Origin of the sequence: Methylibium sp. Root1272, from assembly GCF_001425905.1 — a bacterium.
Lineage (GTDB): Bacteria > Pseudomonadota > Gammaproteobacteria > Burkholderiales > Burkholderiaceae_C > Methylibium.
In genome coordinates this window covers 134,451-153,294 of the sequence record NZ_LMDY01000013.1, presented here as the reverse complement: position 1 = coordinate 153,294, position 18,844 = coordinate 134,451, and the positions used below count along the sequence as shown (strand labels likewise).

The 18,844-nt window shown below is 70.3% G+C and carries 20 protein-coding genes; 8 read left to right on the top strand and 12 right to left on the bottom strand.

The genetic code is table 11. The features are described 5' to 3' along the window. Nucleotides 1–2: 2 nt before the first annotated feature. The 3 genes from ASC67_RS09755 to ASC67_RS09745 form a co-directional block, all read right to left on the bottom strand. On the bottom strand, nucleotides 3–353 hold the full coding sequence (locus tag ASC67_RS09755; protein ID WP_056318795.1) for a nucleotide pyrophosphohydrolase: 351 nt from the start codon (nucleotides 351–353) through the stop codon (nucleotides 3–5). Between the two features lie 127 nt (nucleotides 354–480). Beyond that, the gene (locus ASC67_RS09750; protein WP_056318792.1) at nucleotides 481–1,164 is read right to left on the bottom strand and encodes a hypothetical protein; all 684 of its coding nucleotides are present in this window, start codon (nucleotides 1,162–1,164) and stop codon (nucleotides 481–483) included. 46 nt (nucleotides 1,165–1,210) lie between these two features. Further along, nucleotides 1,211–2,476: a hypothetical protein gene (locus ASC67_RS09745; protein WP_056318788.1), complete on the bottom strand. Its 1,266-nt coding sequence runs from the start codon at nucleotides 2,474–2,476 to the stop codon at nucleotides 1,211–1,213. A 161-nt stretch (nucleotides 2,477–2,637) separates the two neighbouring features. Between ASC67_RS09745 and phaP the strand changes: the two genes are divergently transcribed. From phaP to ASC67_RS09730, 3 genes are all read left to right on the top strand, one after another. Beyond that, nucleotides 2,638–3,174: a TIGR01841 family phasin gene (phaP, locus tag ASC67_RS09740; protein WP_056318784.1), complete on the top strand. Its 537-nt coding sequence runs from the start codon at nucleotides 2,638–2,640 to the stop codon at nucleotides 3,172–3,174. A gap of 19 nt (nucleotides 3,175–3,193) precedes the next feature. Continuing rightward, nucleotides 3,194–3,535, top strand: a complete 342-nt coding sequence (locus ASC67_RS09735; RefSeq protein ID WP_056318779.1) for a hypothetical protein — start codon at nucleotides 3,194–3,196, stop codon at nucleotides 3,533–3,535. Nucleotides 3,536–3,616: 81 nt separating this feature from the next. Continuing rightward, nucleotides 3,617–3,979, top strand: coding sequence for a DUF1161 domain-containing protein (locus tag ASC67_RS09730; RefSeq protein ID WP_082535929.1), 363 nt, complete (start codon nucleotides 3,617–3,619; stop codon nucleotides 3,977–3,979). Nucleotides 3,980–3,988: 9 nt separating this feature from the next. On the opposite strand, the gene ASC67_RS09725 is transcribed toward ASC67_RS09730, so the two are convergent. Further along, complete coding sequence (locus ASC67_RS09725) at nucleotides 3,989–5,302, bottom strand: amidase (RefSeq protein WP_056318776.1); 1,314 nt, start codon at nucleotides 5,300–5,302, stop codon at nucleotides 3,989–3,991. A 197-nt stretch (nucleotides 5,303–5,499) separates the two neighbouring features. Between ASC67_RS09725 and ASC67_RS09720 the strand changes: the two genes are divergently transcribed. Both ASC67_RS09720 and ASC67_RS09715 read left to right on the top strand, forming a co-directional pair. Continuing rightward, the gene (locus ASC67_RS09720) at nucleotides 5,500–5,853 is read left to right on the top strand and encodes a DUF1428 domain-containing protein (protein WP_056318772.1); all 354 of its coding nucleotides are present in this window, start codon (nucleotides 5,500–5,502) and stop codon (nucleotides 5,851–5,853) included. An 83-nt stretch (nucleotides 5,854–5,936) separates the two neighbouring features. Then, nucleotides 5,937–6,428 carry a LapA family protein gene (locus ASC67_RS09715; protein ID WP_056318768.1) on the top strand — a complete coding sequence of 164 codons (492 nt, stop codon included), beginning with the start codon at nucleotides 5,937–5,939 and terminating at the stop codon, nucleotides 6,426–6,428. A gap of 101 nt (nucleotides 6,429–6,529) precedes the next feature. Here the strand turns inward: ASC67_RS09715 and ASC67_RS09710 are convergent, their stop codons facing one another. Next, nucleotides 6,530–7,987, bottom strand: coding sequence for an acetamidase/formamidase family protein (locus ASC67_RS09710; RefSeq protein WP_056318764.1), 1,458 nt, complete (start codon nucleotides 7,985–7,987; stop codon nucleotides 6,530–6,532). 184 nt (nucleotides 7,988–8,171) lie between these two features. Here ASC67_RS09710 and ASC67_RS09705 point away from each other — a divergent pair, with 184 nt between their 5' ends. Next, nucleotides 8,172–10,706: an acetamidase/formamidase family protein gene (locus ASC67_RS09705; RefSeq protein WP_056318761.1), complete on the top strand. Its 2,535-nt coding sequence runs from the start codon at nucleotides 8,172–8,174 to the stop codon at nucleotides 10,704–10,706. Here ASC67_RS09705 and ASC67_RS09700 read toward each other — a convergent pair. Next, entirely contained in the window at nucleotides 10,679–11,695 is a 1,017-nt protein-coding gene (locus ASC67_RS09700) for a 1-aminocyclopropane-1-carboxylate deaminase (protein ID WP_056318756.1), read from the bottom strand. The genes ASC67_RS09705 and ASC67_RS09700 overlap by 28 nt on opposite strands. Nucleotides 11,696–11,837: 142 nt before the next feature. Here ASC67_RS09700 and ASC67_RS09695 point away from each other — a divergent pair, with 142 nt between their 5' ends. Continuing rightward, entirely contained in the window at nucleotides 11,838–12,359 is a 522-nt protein-coding gene (locus ASC67_RS09695; RefSeq protein ID WP_056318751.1) for an Lrp/AsnC family transcriptional regulator, read from the top strand. 336 nt (nucleotides 12,360–12,695) lie between these two features. On the opposite strand, the gene ASC67_RS09690 is transcribed toward ASC67_RS09695, so the two are convergent. Then, the gene (locus ASC67_RS09690; protein ID WP_200946880.1) at nucleotides 12,696–13,790 is read right to left on the bottom strand and encodes a fatty acid desaturase; all 1,095 of its coding nucleotides are present in this window, start codon (nucleotides 13,788–13,790) and stop codon (nucleotides 12,696–12,698) included. A 194-nt stretch (nucleotides 13,791–13,984) separates the two neighbouring features. On the opposite strand from ASC67_RS09690, the gene ASC67_RS09685 reads away from it, so the two are divergent. Next, nucleotides 13,985–15,202 carry a multidrug effflux MFS transporter gene (locus ASC67_RS09685; RefSeq protein ID WP_056318747.1) on the top strand — a complete coding sequence of 406 codons (1,218 nt, stop codon included), beginning with the start codon at nucleotides 13,985–13,987 and terminating at the stop codon, nucleotides 15,200–15,202. Nucleotides 15,203–15,245: 43 nt separating this feature from the next. Here the strand turns inward: ASC67_RS09685 and ASC67_RS09680 are convergent, their stop codons facing one another. From ASC67_RS09680 to urtD, 5 genes are all read right to left on the bottom strand, one after another. After that, nucleotides 15,246–15,560: a hypothetical protein gene (locus ASC67_RS09680; protein ID WP_056318742.1), complete on the bottom strand. Its 315-nt coding sequence runs from the start codon at nucleotides 15,558–15,560 to the stop codon at nucleotides 15,246–15,248. A 100-nt stretch (nucleotides 15,561–15,660) separates the two neighbouring features. Further along, nucleotides 15,661–16,011 carry a zinc ribbon domain-containing protein gene (locus ASC67_RS09675; RefSeq protein WP_056318740.1) on the bottom strand — a complete coding sequence of 117 codons (351 nt, stop codon included), beginning with the start codon at nucleotides 16,009–16,011 and terminating at the stop codon, nucleotides 15,661–15,663. A gap of 107 nt (nucleotides 16,012–16,118) precedes the next feature. Next, nucleotides 16,119–17,348, bottom strand: a complete 1,230-nt coding sequence (gene fmdA, locus ASC67_RS09670) for a formamidase (RefSeq protein WP_056318736.1) — start codon at nucleotides 17,346–17,348, stop codon at nucleotides 16,119–16,121. Between the two features lie 43 nt (nucleotides 17,349–17,391). Continuing rightward, the gene (gene urtE / locus ASC67_RS09665) at nucleotides 17,392–18,081 is read right to left on the bottom strand and encodes an urea ABC transporter ATP-binding subunit UrtE (RefSeq protein WP_056318732.1); all 690 of its coding nucleotides are present in this window, start codon (nucleotides 18,079–18,081) and stop codon (nucleotides 17,392–17,394) included. Nucleotides 18,082–18,094: 13 nt separating this feature from the next. Next, nucleotides 18,095–18,838: an urea ABC transporter ATP-binding protein UrtD gene (urtD, locus tag ASC67_RS09660; protein WP_056318728.1), complete on the bottom strand. Its 744-nt coding sequence runs from the start codon at nucleotides 18,836–18,838 to the stop codon at nucleotides 18,095–18,097. Nucleotides 18,839–18,844: the final 6 nt, after the last annotated feature.

Here is an 18,844-nt window from a genome sequence, read left to right as displayed (position 1 = left end):
ACTCACAGTTCGTCGTACTTCTTGCTGGTGCCGCGCGCCCGATCTACCGGGTACTTCAGCTCGTTGAGCTTGAGCTTGGCCTGCGCCGCGGCGATGGGGTCGATGCCCAGTGCGCCCGCAATCTGAATCAAGTACAGCAGCACGTCGGCCACTTCCTCGCCCACCGCGTCGCGCTTTTCGGGTGACAGAGCGCGGCTTTGCTCTTCGGTCAGCCATTGGAAGTGCTCCAACAGCTCGCCAGCTTCAACAATCAGCGCCGAAGCAAGATTTTTTGGTGAATGGAACTGCTGCCAATCACGGTCCGTGGCGAACTGATCAAGCTGCTTTGCTAGGGCGCGGAGTGGGTCAGTCATGCTCTTCGCATTGCGCAGTCAGTGCGTTGGTATTCGTGCTCATTTTGTCGAGTAGGACTGGCATCAATCCAATGGCCGCACCATCCTACTCGTGCCGTGATTGGCGCCGGCTGCTTATCCGCAGTAGTCAGGCGCCCACCCGCCTCGGTCTCCTCACCACCCGCACCTTCCCACTCGCCCCCCCGCCGCAATACAGCAGCCCAGCCCCGTCCGACTCCAGCCCGCTCACGCCGGTGCCGGTGGGCATTTCCAGCCGCTCCAGCACGTCACCGCTCGCCGGGTCGATGCGGCGCAGTTCGCTCTCGTCGCCTTCCCACGTGCCGTGCCACAGGTCGCCGTCCACCCAGGTCACGCCGGTCACGTGGCGGTTGGATTCGATGGTGCGCAGGACCTTGCCGGTGGAGGGGTCGATCTGGTGGATCTTGCGGTCCAGGTACTGCCCCACCCACAGGCTGCCCTCGGCCCAGGTGAGCCCCGAGTCGCGGCCCTCACCGGGTGCGGGGATGGACGCCAGCACTTGGCCGGTGGCCGGGTCGATCTTGTCGATGCGCGCCTCGGCGATCTGGTACAGGTGCTTGCCGTCGAAGGCGGTGCCGGCGTCGGCGGCGCAGGCCAGCGTGCGCGTGGTCTCGCCGCTCGCGGGGTCGAAGGCCACCAGCCGCTCGCCGGTGGCGGCCCACACGCGCTGGCCGTCGTGCGTCACGCCGTGGACGCGCTCGGCGCCGTCGAAGGGGCCGTACTCGCGCACGATCTCTGCGGTGGCGGTGCGCGTCGGTGGGGTGGTATGGAGGGTGCTGCTGTTGCTGCTCATGCTCAGGTTCCTTGCGTTCGTCGTTGCCGATGCGGTGGAACCCAATCTACGTGAGCGGCAGCGCGGCAGGGAGTAACAAGTTCGTCGTGAATCCGGCCAGCGGCGGTGCCAGCCAGCGCTGCGCGCGGGCCCGCCCGATGGCGCGCACGCGGCCCGCCGCCTCCAGCTCCACCAGCGCGCGCTGCACCGTGCGCTGGCTCGCGCCCAGCGCCAGCGCCAGCGCCGAGGTGGACCACGCGGCGCAGTCGGCCAGCAGCGCCAGCAGCGAGGCGCGGTCGCCATCGAGCGGCGGCACCAGCACCGCCACGGCGGCGGCATCACCCTCATGAACCCGCGGCACGAGCAGGAAGCCGCGCTCCGTGGCCTCGATGCGCGCCAGCGGTGCGGCCAGCTTCCGAAGGCGGCCGATCTCCACGCGCAGCCGGGCGCGGTGCGTCTCGTCGGGGCGGCGGGTGCGGAAGGCGTGAGCGATCAGCGCATTGCGGTCGGCGTCGCCGGGCCAGGCCTCGGCCAGCGCGCGCGCCAGCGCGAACAGCAGCGGCCGGCGCGCCAGCGGCAGCCAGGTGGCGCCGTCGCCGTGCAGGCCGCGGCGGCAGGCGTCGACCACCAGCGCGCCGGAGGCGAGCAGCGCTTCCACCTCGGCCAGGCGCAGCGGTTGTTCGCGGCCCGCGGGCAGCAGGCGCCGCGCGGCAGGGCGCTCGAGTGCAGCACGCGCCTCGGCCACCTCGGCCTGCAATGCCGGTACGCCGGAGCGCTGAGCCGCGGCGTGAGCGCGGGCCAGGGCCGCCTGCGCCGGCGCGGTGTGCAGCGAGCGCCACGCCAGCTCGGCGGTGGCCAGCTCGGCCACCGCTCGCAGCGCCGGGGGCAGGCGGTCGTCGTTGTGGTCGCCGCGTGGGGGGTTGTCGAGGTGGCCCAGTTCGGCCTCGGCCTCCTGCAGCCGGCCGAGCAGCAGCAGCCGGCGCACCGCGATCAGCCGCGCCTGCAATGCATTGGCGCGGTCGCCGCGCGCCGCCAGCGCCGCCGCCGCGGCGGCCAGCATGCCGGGCGCGCCGCGCAGGTCGCGCATCGCGAGCGCCACCTCGGCCTCGGCCACCACGCAGCGGGCGTGGGCCAGGGTCTCGTGGCTGCTGCCGAAGCGGCGCGCGGCGCGTTTCAGCAGCTCGCGGGCGCGCGCATGCTCGCCCAGCTGCGCCATCGCGATGCCGCGCAGCGCCAGCGCCGGCGGGTCGTCGCGAAGCGCCACTCGCTTGAGCGCACCCAGTGCGTCGCCGGCGGCGAGGGCGCGTGCGGCGGCGGCGATCAGGGAGTCCATGGCCGCAGGGTAAGCCGGTGGCGGTGTTCTAGAACTTGCCCTCTAGATTGCTGCAACGCAACAAATCTATGCCCCACTCGCGGATTTCTTCAGTAAGATGAGCGCATGCTGCAGCGCAGCAATATGCGTCCCCCTCTCACATCAATCGACTGGAGCTTCCCATGCTGAACACCGAACAATTCGCCGCCACCAACAAGGCCAACTTCGAGGCCATGATGGGCCTGACCGCCAAGGCCTTCCAGGGCGTCGAGCAGCTCACCGCGCTCAACCTGCAGGTCGTGAAGGCCGGCCTCGGCGAAGTGGCTGAAACCGGTATGGCCGCGCTGTCGGCCAAGGACCCGCAAGCCCTGCTGGCGCTGCAAGCGGCCCCGCTGCAAAGCGCTGCCGACAAGGCCACCGCCTACGGCAAGCAGGTGTACGGCATCGTCGCCGGCTTCAAGGCCGACGTGGAGAAGCTCGCTGCCGAGCAGGCCGCTGCGGCGCAGAGCTCGTTCGTCGCGCTGGTCGAGTCCGCCGGCAAGAACGCGCCCGAAGGTGCGGGCAACGGCATCGCGCTGTTCAAGTCGTCGCTGGCGACCATGAACAACGCCTTCGACGGTCTGCAGAAGGCCGGCCGCCAGGCCGCCGAGACCGCCGAAGCCAACTACGCCGCCGTGACCGGTTCGGTGATCAAGGCCGCCAAGACCAAGCGCGGTTGATTCCTGGCAAGAGCGTGCCATGAGCGCCTCGTCGCTGCGGCTGCAGCTCGGGCTGGAGGATCTTCTCGGAGACCTCCGGCACGCGCGCAGGAGCGGCGACCTGGGCCGACTGGCCTTGCTGCTGTACTGTGAAGTCCGGCGCTGGGCCCGCATGGCGGGCGAGCATCAGCTCGCCGAGCATTCGTCGGAGCTGTTCCTGCATGGCCCGCACACCGGCCGCGAGGAGTTCCTCGCGCAGGTCGACGACCTGATCGTCGAGCTGGAGAGCGCACACCCCGGGTACGCCCGAGGCGCGTTGCTCGAACCTGCCGCCAGACCCTCGGGCGAGAGCCCCGTGGCGGCGCATCCCGCGAAACACTGACGACGCCGTTCCTCACGTTTCGTCACAGGGCCCGCCGCTAGACTGCCCTTCGTTCGGTTTTTTGTTCAAGGCGGGCGCGCGATGCGGATCAAGACCTCTTCCCTTTCCCTCTGCGCCGGCGCAGCGGTGCTGCTCTGTGGTTTCACCGGCGCGGCCGGTGCTGCGCAGAGCTGCGAGCAGTTGCTCGAGCGCATCGACGCGAAGGTACGCGCCTCGGGCGCTACGCACTACACGCTCACCACGGTGGATGCCGATGCCGCCGTGGGCGCAGCCGCCAAGGTGGTGGGCAGCTGCGAGCTGGGCACCAGGAAGATCGTCTACGCGCGTGGCGAGGAGGGCACGGCGGCGGCGGCCGTTGCGGCAGCGCCGGCCCGGCCACGCGGCGAGCCCCTGCTCACCGAATGCAAGGACGGCTCGGTGTCGGTGGGCGGCGACTGCAAGTAGGCGTGGTCCTCAGCGCTGCGGCAGCAGCAGCGCCTCCAGCACGGCCGCCGCACGCAGGCAGCCGGCATCGGCGCCGCGTGCGCCCGTCACCTGCAGGCCCAGCGGCGCGCCGTGCGGGCCGCGCAGGCCCGGCACGCTGACACAGGGCGTGCCCAGCAGCGTCCACAGCCGGTTGTAGCTGGCCGCGCCGGTGCTGTGCTCGCTCAGCAGCGGTGCTTCGTCGGGCGCGCTGGGGGTCAGCAACACATCCACACCGTGCGCGGCCAGGCCGTCCTCGGCCAGGGCCTCGCGTGCCGCGGCGGCCGTGCGCTGCGCCGCGTCGTAGTCGGCATCGCTGATGGATTCCTCAGCCTCTCGCAGGTAGTCGCGCAGCAGCGGCGACAGCGCGTCGGCGTGCTGCGCAAGCTCGGTGTGCAGGCTGCGCACCGCCTCCCAGCCCTGCACGGTGGCCTGGGCCTCGAAGGCGTCGGCGGCCCAGGGCGGCAGGCGCACCTCTTTCACCGTGTGGCCGGCCGCGCGCAGCCGCGCCGCGGCGTCGTGCAGCGCGGCAGCCATCGCCGGTGACAGCGCGCCCCACGGGAACTCGGTCACCAGGCCGAAGCGAGGGGCCGTGGTCGATGCGGGCGCCGTTGCGGCGAAGCGCCGTCCCGCCAGCGCCTGTGCGAAGAAGGCCGCGTCGGCCACGCTGTGGGTGAACAGCCCCACGGTGTCGAGCGACCATGAGAAGCAGCGCACGCCGGCCGTTGGCAGCCAGCCAAAGCTGGGCTTGTAGCCCACCGCGCCGCAGTACGACGCGGGCCGGATCACCGAGCCGCCGGTCTGCGTGCCGATGGCCAGCTCCACCAGCCCGGCCGCCACCGCGGCCGCCGAGCCGGCTGACGAGCCGCCGGGCGTGCGGCCCGCCGCGTTCGGGTTGCGCGTGGCGGTGGGGTGCAGGTAGGCGAACTCGGTGCTGGTGGTCTTGCCGATCACCACGCCGCCGGCGCGGCGGATCGCGCCCACCAGCGCGGCGTCGCTGCGCGGCCGGTGGCCGGCGTGAATGGGCGAGCCGTAGGCGGTGGGCAGCGCGGCGGTGTCCACGATGTCCTTCACCGCGACCGGCAGGCCGTGCAGCGGGCCGTGGTGTTCGCGCTGCGCCGCGGCGGCCTCGCGCCGGGCCACGTCGCGCGGCAGCAGCGCGGTGAAGGCGCCCAGCGCGGCCTCCTGCGCGTCGATGCGGGCCAGCGTGTCGTCCGCCAGCGTGGCGGCGTCCAGCGTGCCGGCGGCGAGGCGGGCGATGGTGTTCGGGGGGGTGCTGTCGTCGTGGTGCTTGTCGGTCTCCACGGGGTCTCCTGGGTAGTGCCGCGGCCGATCGTAGGCGCATGTCGCACCTGCCGTGTCGGACATCTCGAAAGGCTTAGGGTGAAGCTTCGCACCGGCGTGGCGCCGGGACGTTCGGATGTAAGCGTTGGTCAGGCGCTGTCGATTCCGCGGGCGCCGGATCGTCGTGTCAGGACATCAACCCCTCGAGGAGAACCGCGATGAACTATGTCGATGGATTCGTGCTGGCCGTGCCCACCGCCAAGCGTGAGGCCTACACCCAGATCGCCCAGAAGGCCTCGGTGGTGTTCAAGGACCACGGCGCGCTGAGCGTCGTGGAGTGCTGGGGCGACGACGTGCCCGAAGGCAAGCTCACGTCGTTCCCGATGGCGGTGAAGCGCAAGGACGACGAGACGGTGGTGTTCTCGTGGATCACCTGGCCCGACCGCAAGACGCGCGACAGCGGCATGGAGAAGGCCATGGCCGACCCGCGCTTGAAGGACGGCATGGATCAGTGCCCCTTCGACGGCCAGCGCATGATCTTCGGCGGCTTCCAGGTGATCGTCGACGCCTGAGCGGCCCGGCGCGGGTTCGCCGTCGTTGCGGCGGCCTCGGTGTATGGTCGGCCTCCGACCCAGATCCCTGAGGAGCAGCAACGATGAACTTTCGCGCACTGGCGATCGCGGTGGTGGTGGCCGCGCTGGGGCTGTTCGCCCTGCTCAACTGGCCGGCGTTCACCGCGCCGACCGCGCTGAACCTCGGCTTCGCGGAGGTGAACGCGCCGCTCGGCCTGATCATGCTGGTGGCCAGCGGCGTGCTGGTGGCGCTGTTCCTCGTCTACATCGTGTTCCAGCAGGCCGGCGTGATCATGGAAGCGCGCCGCTACGCGAAGGAGCTGAAGTCGCACCGCGAGCTGGCCGACACCGCCGAGGCCTCGCGCTTCACCGAGCTGCGCGCCTTCCTCGACGGCGAGCTGCGCAAGATGGAGGCGCAGGGCGCGGCGGCCACGCGTGAGCTGGGCGCACGCCTCGAGCGGCTGGAACTGCAGTTGCAGGAGAAGCTCGCCGAGTCCACCCGCACGCTGTCGGCCTACGTGGGTGAGGTGGACGACAAGCTCGACCGGCTGCTGCCGCCGCAACTGCCGCGTTAGCGGCCTGCGCTCTCCCTCTCCCGCAAGCGGGAGAGGGCACCCTCACCCCAACCCTCTCCCGCTGGCGGGAGAGGGAGTCACGGGGTGTTTCGGCAAGGCGCTCAGCCGCCGCGCGCGGGGAAGATGCTCTTCTTCACCACCGCGTGCACGCCCCAGTTGCCGTCCACCACCTGCGTGATGCCGAAGTCGACCGCGATCGACATCAGAGAGATCGCCTCGTCCTCGCCCAGGCCCTGCGTGGTCATCAGGAAGTGGCGCATCTTGTGATACGCGTCGCGCAGCGCCTTGTCGACCGAGGACTTGCTGTAGATGTCGTTCTGCGCATTGGGGCCCAGCTCGGCCAGGTAGTTGGCGTAGCTGAAGCCGTGCAGCAGCCACTCGTCCTGCGTCTCGAGCAGCGGGTACTTCAGCTCGGCCAGCGGCGTGCCGGGCAGGCTGTTCTTCTTGTGCAGGATGAGCTGGAAGGTGCCGGTCAGCGAGCACTCGATGGCGGTGCCGCAGAGCTCGGAGTCGCCCTGCGACGCGTGCGGGTCGCCCACCGAGAACATGGCGCCGGGCACCGCCACCGGGTAGTAGACGGTGGCGCCCTTGCCGATGCGCCAGTTGTCGATGTTGCCGCCGGTGTAGTTGGGCGGGATGGAGTTCACCATCTCGGCCTCGACCGGCGCCACGCCCATGGTCCCGAAGTGCGGCCGCACCGGGATGCGGATGTTCTTCAGCACGTTCTCGTTCTTGGTGATGGTGCGGTGGTCGACCGGCACGCCGGGGTAGTCGATCGTCGGGTGCACCACGCCGAAGGGGTCGGTCTGCGGCGTCCACTTGAAGTTGTAGACCGCGCGTGCCCAGTTGCGCTCGCCGGTGGCGTCGACCTCGTAGATGGTGATCACCTCGCGCTTCTTCGGCTCGGTGATCGTGTCGCCGTAGTGGAAGCCCCACCACGCGGCGGCGTTGCTGCCGAAGGCGCGGCCCTTGTAGGCCGGGTTGGCGCTGGGCCGGGTGGCCACGTCGACGATGCGCACCTCCAGGATGTCGCCCGGCTCCGCGCCCTTGATGCGCACCGGCCCGGTGCAGATGTGCACGCCTTCGCCGCCACCGGCCCCCACCTTGGCGTCCATCGCGCCGGCGCCGCGGCGGTTCACGTTCTTCTTCTTGGCGTCCCAGTGGAACACGCTCTCGGCGCCGGGGTCGCCCTTGATCATGCGTTCGGCGTCGTCGTTGGCGTGGTGGGTCAGCGTCTCGATGGTCACGAAGTCACCCGACTCCACTTCCACCACCGGCTTGGCCGACTTGCTGAAGTAGCCCCACAGCACCGTGCCGGCGGAGGCCGGGATGTAGTAGTGCGAGGTCAGCCCCGAGCCCGGCTTGGCGGCGCTCTGCGCGAAGGCGCTGGGCGTCATCGCCACGTTCAGCGAGGCCGCCGAGACGGTAGCGCCGCCGACCGCCAGCGCGTCGCGCAGGAAGCTGCGGCGCGCGACCTTGAACTCCTCGCGGACTTCGGCCTCGGCCTCGGGCGTGGCGGGGCCGTGGTTGCAGCCGGGACCGCAGATGTGCTCGTACATGGTGATGAACCCTCGTGAAGACGTGGATGGAGACGACGAGGGGCAGTGTGTCGGCCGCGGCCCCGGCGGCGCTTGTCGTGCAGCGCCCAAAAACTTGTCGGCGCCTTGTCGGCGGCCGCCGCCGACGCGGGCGGGCGCGCTCCATGCATGAAGCGAGGCATCCCGACCGGGAGTGCCCGCCACCATGCTCGACGACCTCCGCCGCTTCTCCACCGACGCCTTCCCGGAAGACCTGCGCCCGGCCGCCTGGGCCGAGGTCATGGCCAAGGTGCTGATGGCCCCGGCCGCGCCGGCCTATGCGGCGCCGCCGCTGGCGGGCTACGTGTCGGCGCGCAGCTCGGCGCTGGATTCGGTGTTCGCGCGGCTCAGCTCGTCGCCGCAGGTGTGGCTGCCGCACCCCGGCAACGCCCGGCGCGGCGGCCACACGGTGCTGATGCTGGCGCTGCTGGAGGGCAGCGGCCTGGTGGTGGAGGGGCAGGAGTCGGTGGCCCTGGCGGCCGGCGGCATCGTGCTGCTCGACCCGGCGCGGCCCTGGCGCGTGGAGCTCGTGACCGATTTCCGCGCGGTGGTGATCCGGCTCGAATCGGCCAGCTTCGTGCTGCGCCTGGTGCGCACCAGCGGGCAGGACCTCAACACCATCTCGCCGAAGACCGGCGTGGGCGCGGTCTGCCTGAACCTGGTGCGCTCGATCGCCGACGAGCTGGACCAGCTGGGCCGCCACGAGCTGCTGCCGATCGAGGCGACGCTGATGGAGCTGCTGGTCACCTGCCTGTCGCACGTGGACGACGAGGACGCGCGGGCCGCGGCATCACCGGACGACTCCACCTCGGTGCAGCTCGGCCACCTGCGGCGCGTGTGCCGCACGGTCGAGGCGCGGCTCGGCGATGCCGAGCTGACGCTGGAGGCGATCGCGGCGCTGGAGGGGCTGTCGCCGCGCTACATCCAGAAGCTGTTCAAGGCCGCGTCGGCCAGCTTCGGCGAGTACCTGAAGGCGCGCCGCCTGGAGCGCTGCCGGCTCGACCTGGCCAACCGCGCGCTGGCGCACTTCACGATCGCCGAGCTGTGCTTCCGCTGGGGCTTCGGCGATGCCGCCAACTTCAGCCGTGCCTTCACCGCGCGCTTCGGTGTCTCGCCCAAGGCCTACCGCGCCGCGCCGCCGGCCGACCCGGCGCAGGGCCCCACGCAGCGCGGTGCGCCGGCGGCCGGCGTGACCACCACGACCTCCGCACGCGCGGCCGCGGTGGCCGACACGCCCGAGGCGCGCCGCCGCCAGTTCGAGGCGGTGCTGACGGATCACGAGCGCTACGCGCTGGCGCTGGCGCTCGCACCGAAGCGCGCGGTGCCGCACGCTTCGGAGGCGGTGCTCGCGGAGGCACTGCCCGGCGCCGCGCACGCGCCGGAGTACCACTACATCCCGGTGTCCGATCGGACGGTGCACTGGGGCTACCTGAGCCGCACGCTGAAGCCGGTGATCAGCGTGCGCTCGGGCGACGTGGTGACGATCGAGACGCTGACCCAGCACGCCAGCGACGACCGCGAACGCATGATCGACGGCGACCCCGGCGCCGAGAGCGTGTTCCACTGGACCGCCACGCGCAAGGCGGTGGCGCGGCGCGGCGCCGGGCCGATGGATGCGTCGGTGTTCGGCCGCGGCGCGGGCGAGGGCTTCGGCGTGCACATCTGCACCGGGCCGGTCCACGTGCGGGGCGCCGAGCCGGGCGACGTGCTGGAGGTGCGCATCCTCGACATCCGCGCGCGCCCGAGCTGCCACCCGCAGCACCGCGGCAAGCTGTTCGGCAGCAATGCCGCGGCCTGGTGGGGCTACCAGTACCACGACCTGCTGACCGAGCCGAAGAAGCGCGAGGTGGTCACGCTCTACGAGCTGCAGACCGACGTGGCGGAGCCGTATGCGAAGGCCGTCTACAGCTTCCGCTGGACGCCGCAGACCGACCCCGACGGCGTGCGCCACGAGACCATCGACTACCCCGGCGTGCCGGTCGACCCCGCCAGCGTCGACAGGCGCTACGGCGTGCTGGCGAAGGCGCGCGTGCCGATCCGCCCGCACTTCGGCCTGCTGGCGGTGGCGCCGAAGGAGAGCGGGCTGATCGACTCCGTGCCGCCGGGCTACTTCGGCGGCAACCTCGACAACTGGCGCGCCGGCAAGGGCGCGCGGCTGTTCCTGCCGGTGTCGGTGGAGGGCGCGCTGTTCTCGGTGGGCGACCCGCATGCCTCGCAGGGCGACGGCGAGGTCTGCGGCACCGCGATCGAGTGCTCGCTGACCGGCAGCTTCCAGCTCGTGCTGCACAAGCGCGCGCAGATCGCCGACGGCTTCCTCGCCGACCTGAACCACCCCTTCCTCGACGCCGAGGACGCCTGGGTGGTGCAGGGCTTCAGCTTCGCCAACCACCTGGCCGAGCTGGGCCCGCAGGCGCAGACCCAGGTCTACCAGAAGTCCTCGCTGGACCTGGCGATGCGCGACGCCTTCCGCAAGGCGCGCCGCTACCTGATGCAGGCCCACGGCCTGGACGAGGACGAGGCGCTGTCGCTGATGTCGGTGGCGGTGGACTTCGGCGTGACCCAGGTCGCCGACGGCAACTGGGGCGTGCACGCGGTGATCCGCAAGGCGATCTTTCCGCCGCAGGCGGAGGGCGACGGGGCGGGCGCGGCGCCTGCCTCGTCGTCGGCGCCGGCTCAGCCGTTGCGGAACAGGAAGCTGTAGGCGTTGAGTGCCGGCACGCCGCCGAGGTGGGCGTACAGCACCTTGGAGCCGGCGGGAAACTCGCCGCGCTTCACCTTGTCGATCATGCCGTGCATCGACTTGCCCTCGTACACCGGGTCGGTGAGCATGCCTTCCTGGCGCGCGCACAGGCGGATCGCCTCCAGCGTGCCCTCGCTCGGCAGGCCGTACTCGGGGCCGCCGTAGCGGGTGTCGAGCACCACGTCCTGCGCGGTGATCTCGCGGCCCAGGCCCACCAGCTCGGCGGTGTTCTGCGCGATGCGCAGGATCTGCGCATGGGTCTGCTCCGGCTTGGCCGAGGCGTCGATGCCGATCACGCGCTCGGCCCGGCCGTCGGCCGCGAAGCCCACCACCATGCCGGCCTGCGTGCTGCCGGTCACCGAGCAGACCACGATGTAGTCGAACCTGAAGCCGAGCTCGGCCTCCTGCGCGCGCACCTCCTCGGCGAAGCCGACGAAGCCCAGGCCGCCGAGCCGGTGCTCGGAGCAGCCGGCCGGGATGGGGAAGGGCTTGCCGCCAGCGGCCCGCACGTCGGCCATCGCCTGCTCCCAGCTCGGGCGGATGCCGATGTCGAAGCCGGCGGCGTCGAGCCGCACGTCGGCGCCGAGGATGCGCGACATCTCGATGTTGCCCACGCGGTCGTACACCGCGTCGGAGTAGTTGACCCAGTTCTCCTGCACCAGCACGCACTTCATGCCGAGGTGGGCCGCGACGGCGGCGACCTGGCGCGTCTGGTTGGACTGGATGCCGCCGATCGACACCAGCGTGTCGCAGCCCTGGGCCAGCGCCTCGGGGATCAGGTACTCGAGCTTGCGGGTCTTGTTGCCGCCGAAGGCGAGGCCGCTGTTGCAGTCCTCGCGCTTCGCATAGAGCTCGACCTGGCCGCCGAGGTGCGCGCTCAGGCGCGCGAGCGGCTGGATGGGCGTGGGGCCGAAGGTCAGCGGGTGGCGGGGGAAGCGCTGGAGGTTCATGGCGGGGTTCCTGCGATGGCGAAGACGATGGTCGTCATCTTAGGAAAATCGCCTGAAATCAGGGTTGCAAAGAAGGACGTTCTTGCGCAGCATAGAAAGGCTTATCAGCCTGAAAGAAGCCTTGGATTGCTTTAAATAGATCATGTGCGCAACAAAAGTTCGTCAACGTGCCGCGCCCACTCGTGCGCCGACACCACCGCCCGCGGCGACCCTGGACCGCACCGACAAGGCCATCCTGCGGGCGCTGCAGCGCGACGCCTCGGTGTCGAACGTGGCGCTGGCCGCGAAGGTGAACCTCAGCGCGCCGGCCTGTCTGCGCCGCGTCGAGCGGCTCAAGCAGGCGGGGCTGATCAAGGGCATCGTCGCGCTGCTGAACCCGGCCGCGCTGGACGCCGGCATGCTGGTGATGATCGGTGTGGTGCTGGACCGCTCGACGCCGGACTCCTTCGCCGATTTCGAGAAGGCCGCCGCCCGCGTGTCGGGCTGCATGGAGTGCCACGTGGTCACCGGCGAGTTCGACTACTTCATGCTGGTGCGCACGCGCGACAACGACAGCTTCAACCGCCTGCACGCCGAGCAGCTTCTGCATCTGCCGGGGGTGCGGCAGATCCGCTCGTTCATGGTGCTCAAGCAGGTGCTGTCGACGACGCAGTTTCCGGTTTGATAGACGGTTGCTTTCGAACGGACTAGACGGGTGAGCGTCTGGCGCGAGATCAGGACGGCAGGGCGCTCTGCTGCGCTCATGTCCCCCGCGGCCAGCCCTGCGGGCCGACCGCTCCTCCTCTACTTCGCTCCGCAAAGCGCCCCACCGTCCTGATCGACCACCGTCATTGGTGTTCGACCGTCGCAACTCACCTTTGTGTCTGCCAAGGACGTCGGGTGGCCGACGGAGCGAAGTAGAGGAGGAGGCCAGGCGTAGCCTGGCCGGGGGACATGAGCGCAGTCGGCCACCCGATGGCCTTGGCCGCCTGGCACATCGACGATGCGCAAAGGAAACGCTTTACCCCGCAGCCAACGGCGCACTGGTCCGGCGGCCCGAGAAATCGGTCCAGCAGCCGGCCTCGAAGTCGTAGAGCTTGCAGCGCCGCGCGGTTTCGGCGTACCAGCGCCACGAGAACGGCTGCACGACGATGTGCCCTGCAAGCCGCTCTTCCAGCAGCCGCTGCGCGCGCTTCAGGCGGTACAGCGGCACGCTCATGTCCACGTGGTGCGCGGTGTGCTCCATGATGTGGTGCAGCGCGCTGCCCATGAAGGAGCGGAAGGTGAGGTGGACGGTGGTGGATACGAAGGGCTGGGCCGCCGCCCAGCGCGTCTTGTCCTCGTACCACGCCACACCGGTGTGCGTGTGGTGCACGTAGACCACGAAGCCGATCATGCCGTTCCAGAACAGGAAGGGCAGCACGAAGCCCGCGACGACCAGCAGCGCGGCCGACTGGCCGGTGGCGGCCGCGGCGGCCACCAGGCCGGCGATCCACGCCGCCGCGCCGGCGACCACGAGCACGCCGTCCCAGAAGAACACCGCGCGCCGCGTCGGCATGGTGCGCCGGTTCGGGAACAGCAGCCGGCTCCACCAGATCTCCACCAGGTAGTAGAGCCAGGGCGCCCAGCCGCTGCGGTACAGGCGCTCGAGCCCGCGCCGCCAGCGCGGCAGCGCGCGGTAGGCCGCGAGCGTGCGCGGCTCCCAGACGAAATCGAAGCCCTTCAGGTTGGTGTAGCCGTGGTGCACCACGTTGTGCCCCACCTCCCACAGGCTGTAGGGCGTGAGCGAGGGCAAGAACACCAGGCGGCCCAGCCAGCGGTTCAGCCGACGGTGCGGCGTGAGGCTCTGGTGGCAGGCGTCGTGGCCGAGGATGAACAGGCGGCCGATGACGAAGCCGGCCGCCATGCCCGCCAGCAGCTTCATCGGCAGCGTCTCGAACATCACGGTGCCGGCCAGCGCGGCGCCCAGCAACAGCAAGTCGACGAGCGTCAGCGCGAGCGCGTAGGGCGTGCTGCGCGAAGACAGCGGTGCGAGCCAGGCGCGGATCCGCTTGCGGTGGGGGATGGCGCTCGGGGCGGCGGACGGTGGCGCGAGGTCGGGACGGGCAGCAGGCATCGGGGGCGGGTAGCGCGAGCGCAAGCGGATCGGAACGCCGGAGGCTAGGGCCGCCGGTGGGGTGCTGTCCTTGACGGCGATCAAGAGGGCTTGGGGGGCGCGTGTGCTTGTCCGTGCGCGCACGCGGTGCCCGCGATTCGAGGATGATCGGCGGCCCGATCGATTGCCCGCGCCCACCGCCTTTCCCGTCCCCGATGAATTCGCACTTCCTGCGCATGGCCCTGGTGCTGGGCCTGCTGTCCTCGATCGGTCCGTTCGCGATCGACATGTACCTGCCCGCGCTGCCGGCCATCGGCGTGGCGCTGCATGCCGACGTGCACGCGGTGCAGATGAGCCTGATGGCCTTCTTCGTGTCGTTCGCGATCAGCCAGCTGGTCTACGGCCCGGCGTCCGACATGTTCGGCCGCAAACCGCCGCTGTACGTGGGCATCGGGCTGTTCATCGTCGGCAGCGTGGGCTGCGCGCTCGCGCCCGACATCGGCTGGCTGATCGCCTTCCGCTTCCTGCAGGGCCTGGGCGGCGGCGCGCCGATCGTGGTGCCGCGCGCCATCGTGCGCGACCTGCACACCGGCGTGGAGGCCACGCGGCTGATGTCGCTGCTGCTGCTGGTGTTCAGCGTGTCGCCCATCCTCGCGCCGCTGGTCGGCAGTTTCGTGATCGACGCCGCCGGCTGGCGCGCGATCTTCTGGGCGGTCACCGGCATCGGCGTGGTGGGCCTGCTGCTGGTCGCGCTGACGCTGGAGGAGACGCGGCCCGCCGCGCAGCGCACGCAGAGCGACGTGGCGAGCACGTTGCGCGCCTTCGCGCTGCTGCTGCGCGACCGCCACTTCCTCGGGCTCACCGCGATCGGCGCCTTCGGCATGGCCAGCTTCTTCATCTTCCTGGCCAACTCGTCCTTCGTGTTCATCGGCCACTACGGGCTGACGCCGCGGCAGTACAGCCTGGCGTTCAGCGTGAACGCGGCCTCGTTCATCGGCGTGTCGCAGTTCGCCGGCCGGCTGACGGCACGCTACGGCCTCGCGAGCATCGTGCGGGTGGCGGTGCTCGGCTTCGCGCTGTCGCTGGGCGCGTTGCTGGTGCTCAACCTGCTCGGCATCGACCGGCTCGACGTGATGATCGTCGTCATGCTCATCGGCTACGGCTTCCTCGGCCTGGTGGTGCCCACCACCTCGGTGATGGCGCTCGACGACCACGGCGAGATCGCCGGCGCCGCGTCGGCGCTGATGGGCACGCTGCAACTGGTGCTGGGCGCGGTGGTGATCGCGGTGATGAGCGGCTTCGCCGACGGCAGCGCGCGGCCGATGGTGGCCGGCATGGCCGCCGCGGCGCTGTGCGCGCTGGTGCTGACGCGGCTGACGCTCGGTGGGCGCCGTGCGGCGGTGCCGAAGGCCGCCACGCGGCCCTGCGCCTGAGCCCTCGTGACGATCGGGCGGACGTCGGCGAGGAGGACGCGCCCTAGCTGCCGGCCGACTTGAGCTTCTGCCCGCCGCTCTCGATCACCTCGCCGGTCTTGCGCACGCCCTTGCGGACCGCGCGGCCGGTGGCCTCGGCGCCGGTCTCGACGGCCTCGCCGGTCCAGCGGGCACCGCGCTCGATGGCGGCGCCGGTCTTCTTCGCGCCGCGTTCGACGGCCGCACCGGTCTTGGCGGCGGCGTTCGACACGGCCTCGCCGGTCGCGCTCGCGGCCTGCTTCACCTTCGACGGTTCCTCTGCGGCCACGGAGGCGGCGCAGGCGATCAGGGCAACGGCGATGACGGTGGTCTTGCGCATGGGCTCGCTCCTCGCGGACGGTGCGCCGGCGTCCCGCGGAGAGGCCGGCCGACCGGATTCTGCGCGCTCCGGTCGCAGGCCCTGTAGCAGGGCGTGTCCGTCAGTGGCTGATCATCCAGGGCCGCTTGCTCGGGAAGGCCTTGGCGCCGTTGGCCGCGGTCACCGTGGCGCCGCGCCGCGAGGACGAGCCGGAGGAACAGCAGCCGCAGCCGGACGGGTGCTTGAGGCGCTGGTAGTCGCGCGAGCTCTTGGGTTCATGGCGCGCGCGTTCGTTGACCTCGATCGCGCTGCGGGTGCTGCCGGCCATCAGCGCCAGCCGCGGCGCGCTGACGAAGACGCGCGGCGACTCGCGCTGGCAGTCGGGGCAGGCGGCCGGCTCGTTGCGGGCGGCCAGCGTGCGGAAGGCGTCGAAGCCGCCGCAGTCGGGGCAGGCGTAGTCGTAGGTGGGCATGGTGGCTGAGGCGATGGCGCGTTGGCTGGAGCTGCCCCCTCACCCCGGCCCTCTCCCCCGCCGGGGTGAGGGAGCCAGAGAGGAAGCGCGGACGGTGGCGTGACGGCTCAGAGGTCGGGCGACAGCGGCATGTCGATCGAGCCGTCGAGGTACTTCACCGGCCCGGCGGCGCTGGGGTTGATGTCGAAATCGAAGATCTGCGTCGGCAGCCACAGCGTGGCGCAGGCGTTCGGGATGTCGACCACGCCGCTGATGTGCCCCTGCACCGGCGCCGTGCCGAGGATGGAGTGCGCCTGCGCGCCGGAGTAGCCGAACTTCTTCAGGTACTCGATGGCGTTCAGGCAGGCCTGGCGGTAGGCCACGTGCACGTCGAGGTAGTGCTGCTGGCCGTGCTCGTCGACCGAGATGCCTTCGAAGATGATGTAGTCGTTGTAGTGCGGCGTGATCGGGCTGGGCTTGAAGATCGGATTCTTGATGCCGTACTTGGCCATGCCGCCCTTGATCAGGCTCACCTTCATGTGCACCCAGCCGGCCATCTCGATCGCGCCGCAGAAGGTGATCTCGCCGTCGCCCTGGCTGAAGTGCAGGTCGCCCACGCTGAGGCCGGCGCCGTCCACGTACACCGGGAAGTAGATCTTCGAGCCGCGCGACAGGTCCTTGATGTCGCAGTTGCCGCCGTGCTCGCGCGGCGGCACGGTGCGCGCGCCCTCGGCGGCGGCCTTGGCCTTGGCCTCGCCGGTCATCTTGCCCATGTGGGCGGTGGCCGCGAACGGCGGGCAGGCCAGCGCGGGCACGCGGTCGGGGTCGGTCGCGATGAAGGCGGTCTCGCGCTCGTTCCACAGGTCGAGCATCTTCCTGTCCGGCAGGCAGCCGATCAGCCCGGGGTGGATCAGGCCGGCGAACTGCACGCCGGGCACGTGGCGCGAGCTGGTGAACATGCCGTGGAAGTCCCAGATCGACTTCTGCGCCTGCGGGAAGTGGTCGGTCAGGAAGCCGCCGCCGTTCTTCTTGCTGAAGAAGCCGTTGAAGCCCCACAGGCTGTCGGGCTTGGCGCCGATGTCGAGCAGGTCCACCACCAGCAGGTCGCCGGGCTCGGCGCCCTTCACGCCCACCGGACCCGACAGGTAGTGCACCGTGGTCAGGTCGATGTCGCGCACGTCGTCGGCGCTGTCGTTGTTCTTGATGAAGCCGCCGGTCCAGTCGAAGGTCTCGAGGATGAAGTCGTCGCCCGGCTTGACCCAGCAGGCCATCGGGATGTCCGGGTGCCAGCGGTTGTGGATCAGCTCGTTCTCGGTGGGCGACTTCGTCAGGTCGACCTTGATCAGGGTGTCGGTCATGAGGGGCTCCTTGGGCGGGGTTGTCTCGGGGGCGCTTTGGGGGTCAAACGGAGAGGTACTGCTTGATGTGGGCCACGTCGGTGCTGGCGCGCGGGGTCTCGTGCACGAGCCGGCCGCCCTCGATGACGAACAGCCGGTCGGCCACGTCCATCGCGAAGCTCAGCACCTGCTCGGAGACCACGATCGTGATCTCGCGCATCTTGCGGATCTCGTTGAGCGCCTTCGCGATGTCCTTGATGATCGAAGGCTGGATGCCTTCGGTCGGCTCGTCGAGCAGCAGCACCTTGGGGTTGGTGACCAGCGCGCGGGCGATCGCGAGCTGCTGCTGCTGGCCGCCCGACAGGTTGCCGCCCTTGCGGCGGCGCATGTCGAACAGCACCGGGAACAGCGCGAAGATCTCTTCCGGGATCTCCTTGTGCTTCGCGTTCTCCAGGCCGGTCTGGATGTTCTCCTCGACGCTGAGCGTCGGGAAGATCATGCGGCCCTGCGGCACGTAGGCGATGCCCTTGGCGACGCGGCGGTAGCTCTCGTCCTTGGAGACGTCGTGGCCGTCGATCTCGATCGTTCCCGACTTCAGCGGCAGGATGCCGATCAGCGACTTGAACAGCGTGGTCTTGCCCATGCCGTTGCGGCCCATGATCGCGACCGTCTCGTTCTTCTTGGCCGAGAAGTCGATGCCGTGCAGGGCCTCGCTCTGGCCGTAGGCGACGTGCAGGTTCTTGACGTTGAGCATGGTGGCGATCTCCTCAATGTCCGAGATAGACGTCGATAACCTTGGGGTCGTTCTGCACCTTGTCCATCGAGCCTTCGGCGAGGATCTTTCCCTGGTGCATCACGGTCACCTTGTGGGCGATCTGCTTCACGAAGTCCATGTCGTGCTCGATCACGATGACCGCGCGGTTCTTGCAGATGCGCTGCAGCAGCTCGGCGGTGAGTTCGCGCTCGCGCGCGCTCATGCCCGCGATCGGCTCGTCGAGCATCAGCAGCTCGGGCTCCTGCATCAGCAGCATGCCGATCTCGAGCCACTGCTTCTGGCCGTGGCTCAGCAGGCCGGCCTCGGTCTCCAGCAGCGTGGCGAGGCCGATCTCCTCGGCCACCACCTGCACGCGTGCCTTCACGGTGTCGTCGCACTTGAAGAACAGCGCCCCGGTGACCGAGCGGCCCCTGGGGAACGACACCTCGAGGTTCTTGAACACCGACAGGTTCTCGTAGATCGACGGCGTCTGGAACTTGCGGCCGATGCCCAGGCGCACGCGCTTGTGCTCGGCCATCTTCGTGAGCTCGATGTTCTGGAAGCGGATGCTGCCGTGGCTCGCCTTGGTCTTGCCGCAGATCAGGTCGAGCAGCGTGGTCTTGCCGGCGCCGTTCGGGCCGATGATCACGCGCAGCTCGTTCTTGTCGATGTAGAGCGTGAGCTTGTCGATGGCCTTGAAGCCATCGAAGGAGACCGTCAGGTCCTCGACTGCCAGCGCGAAATCCGTGTTGCTCATGTCGTG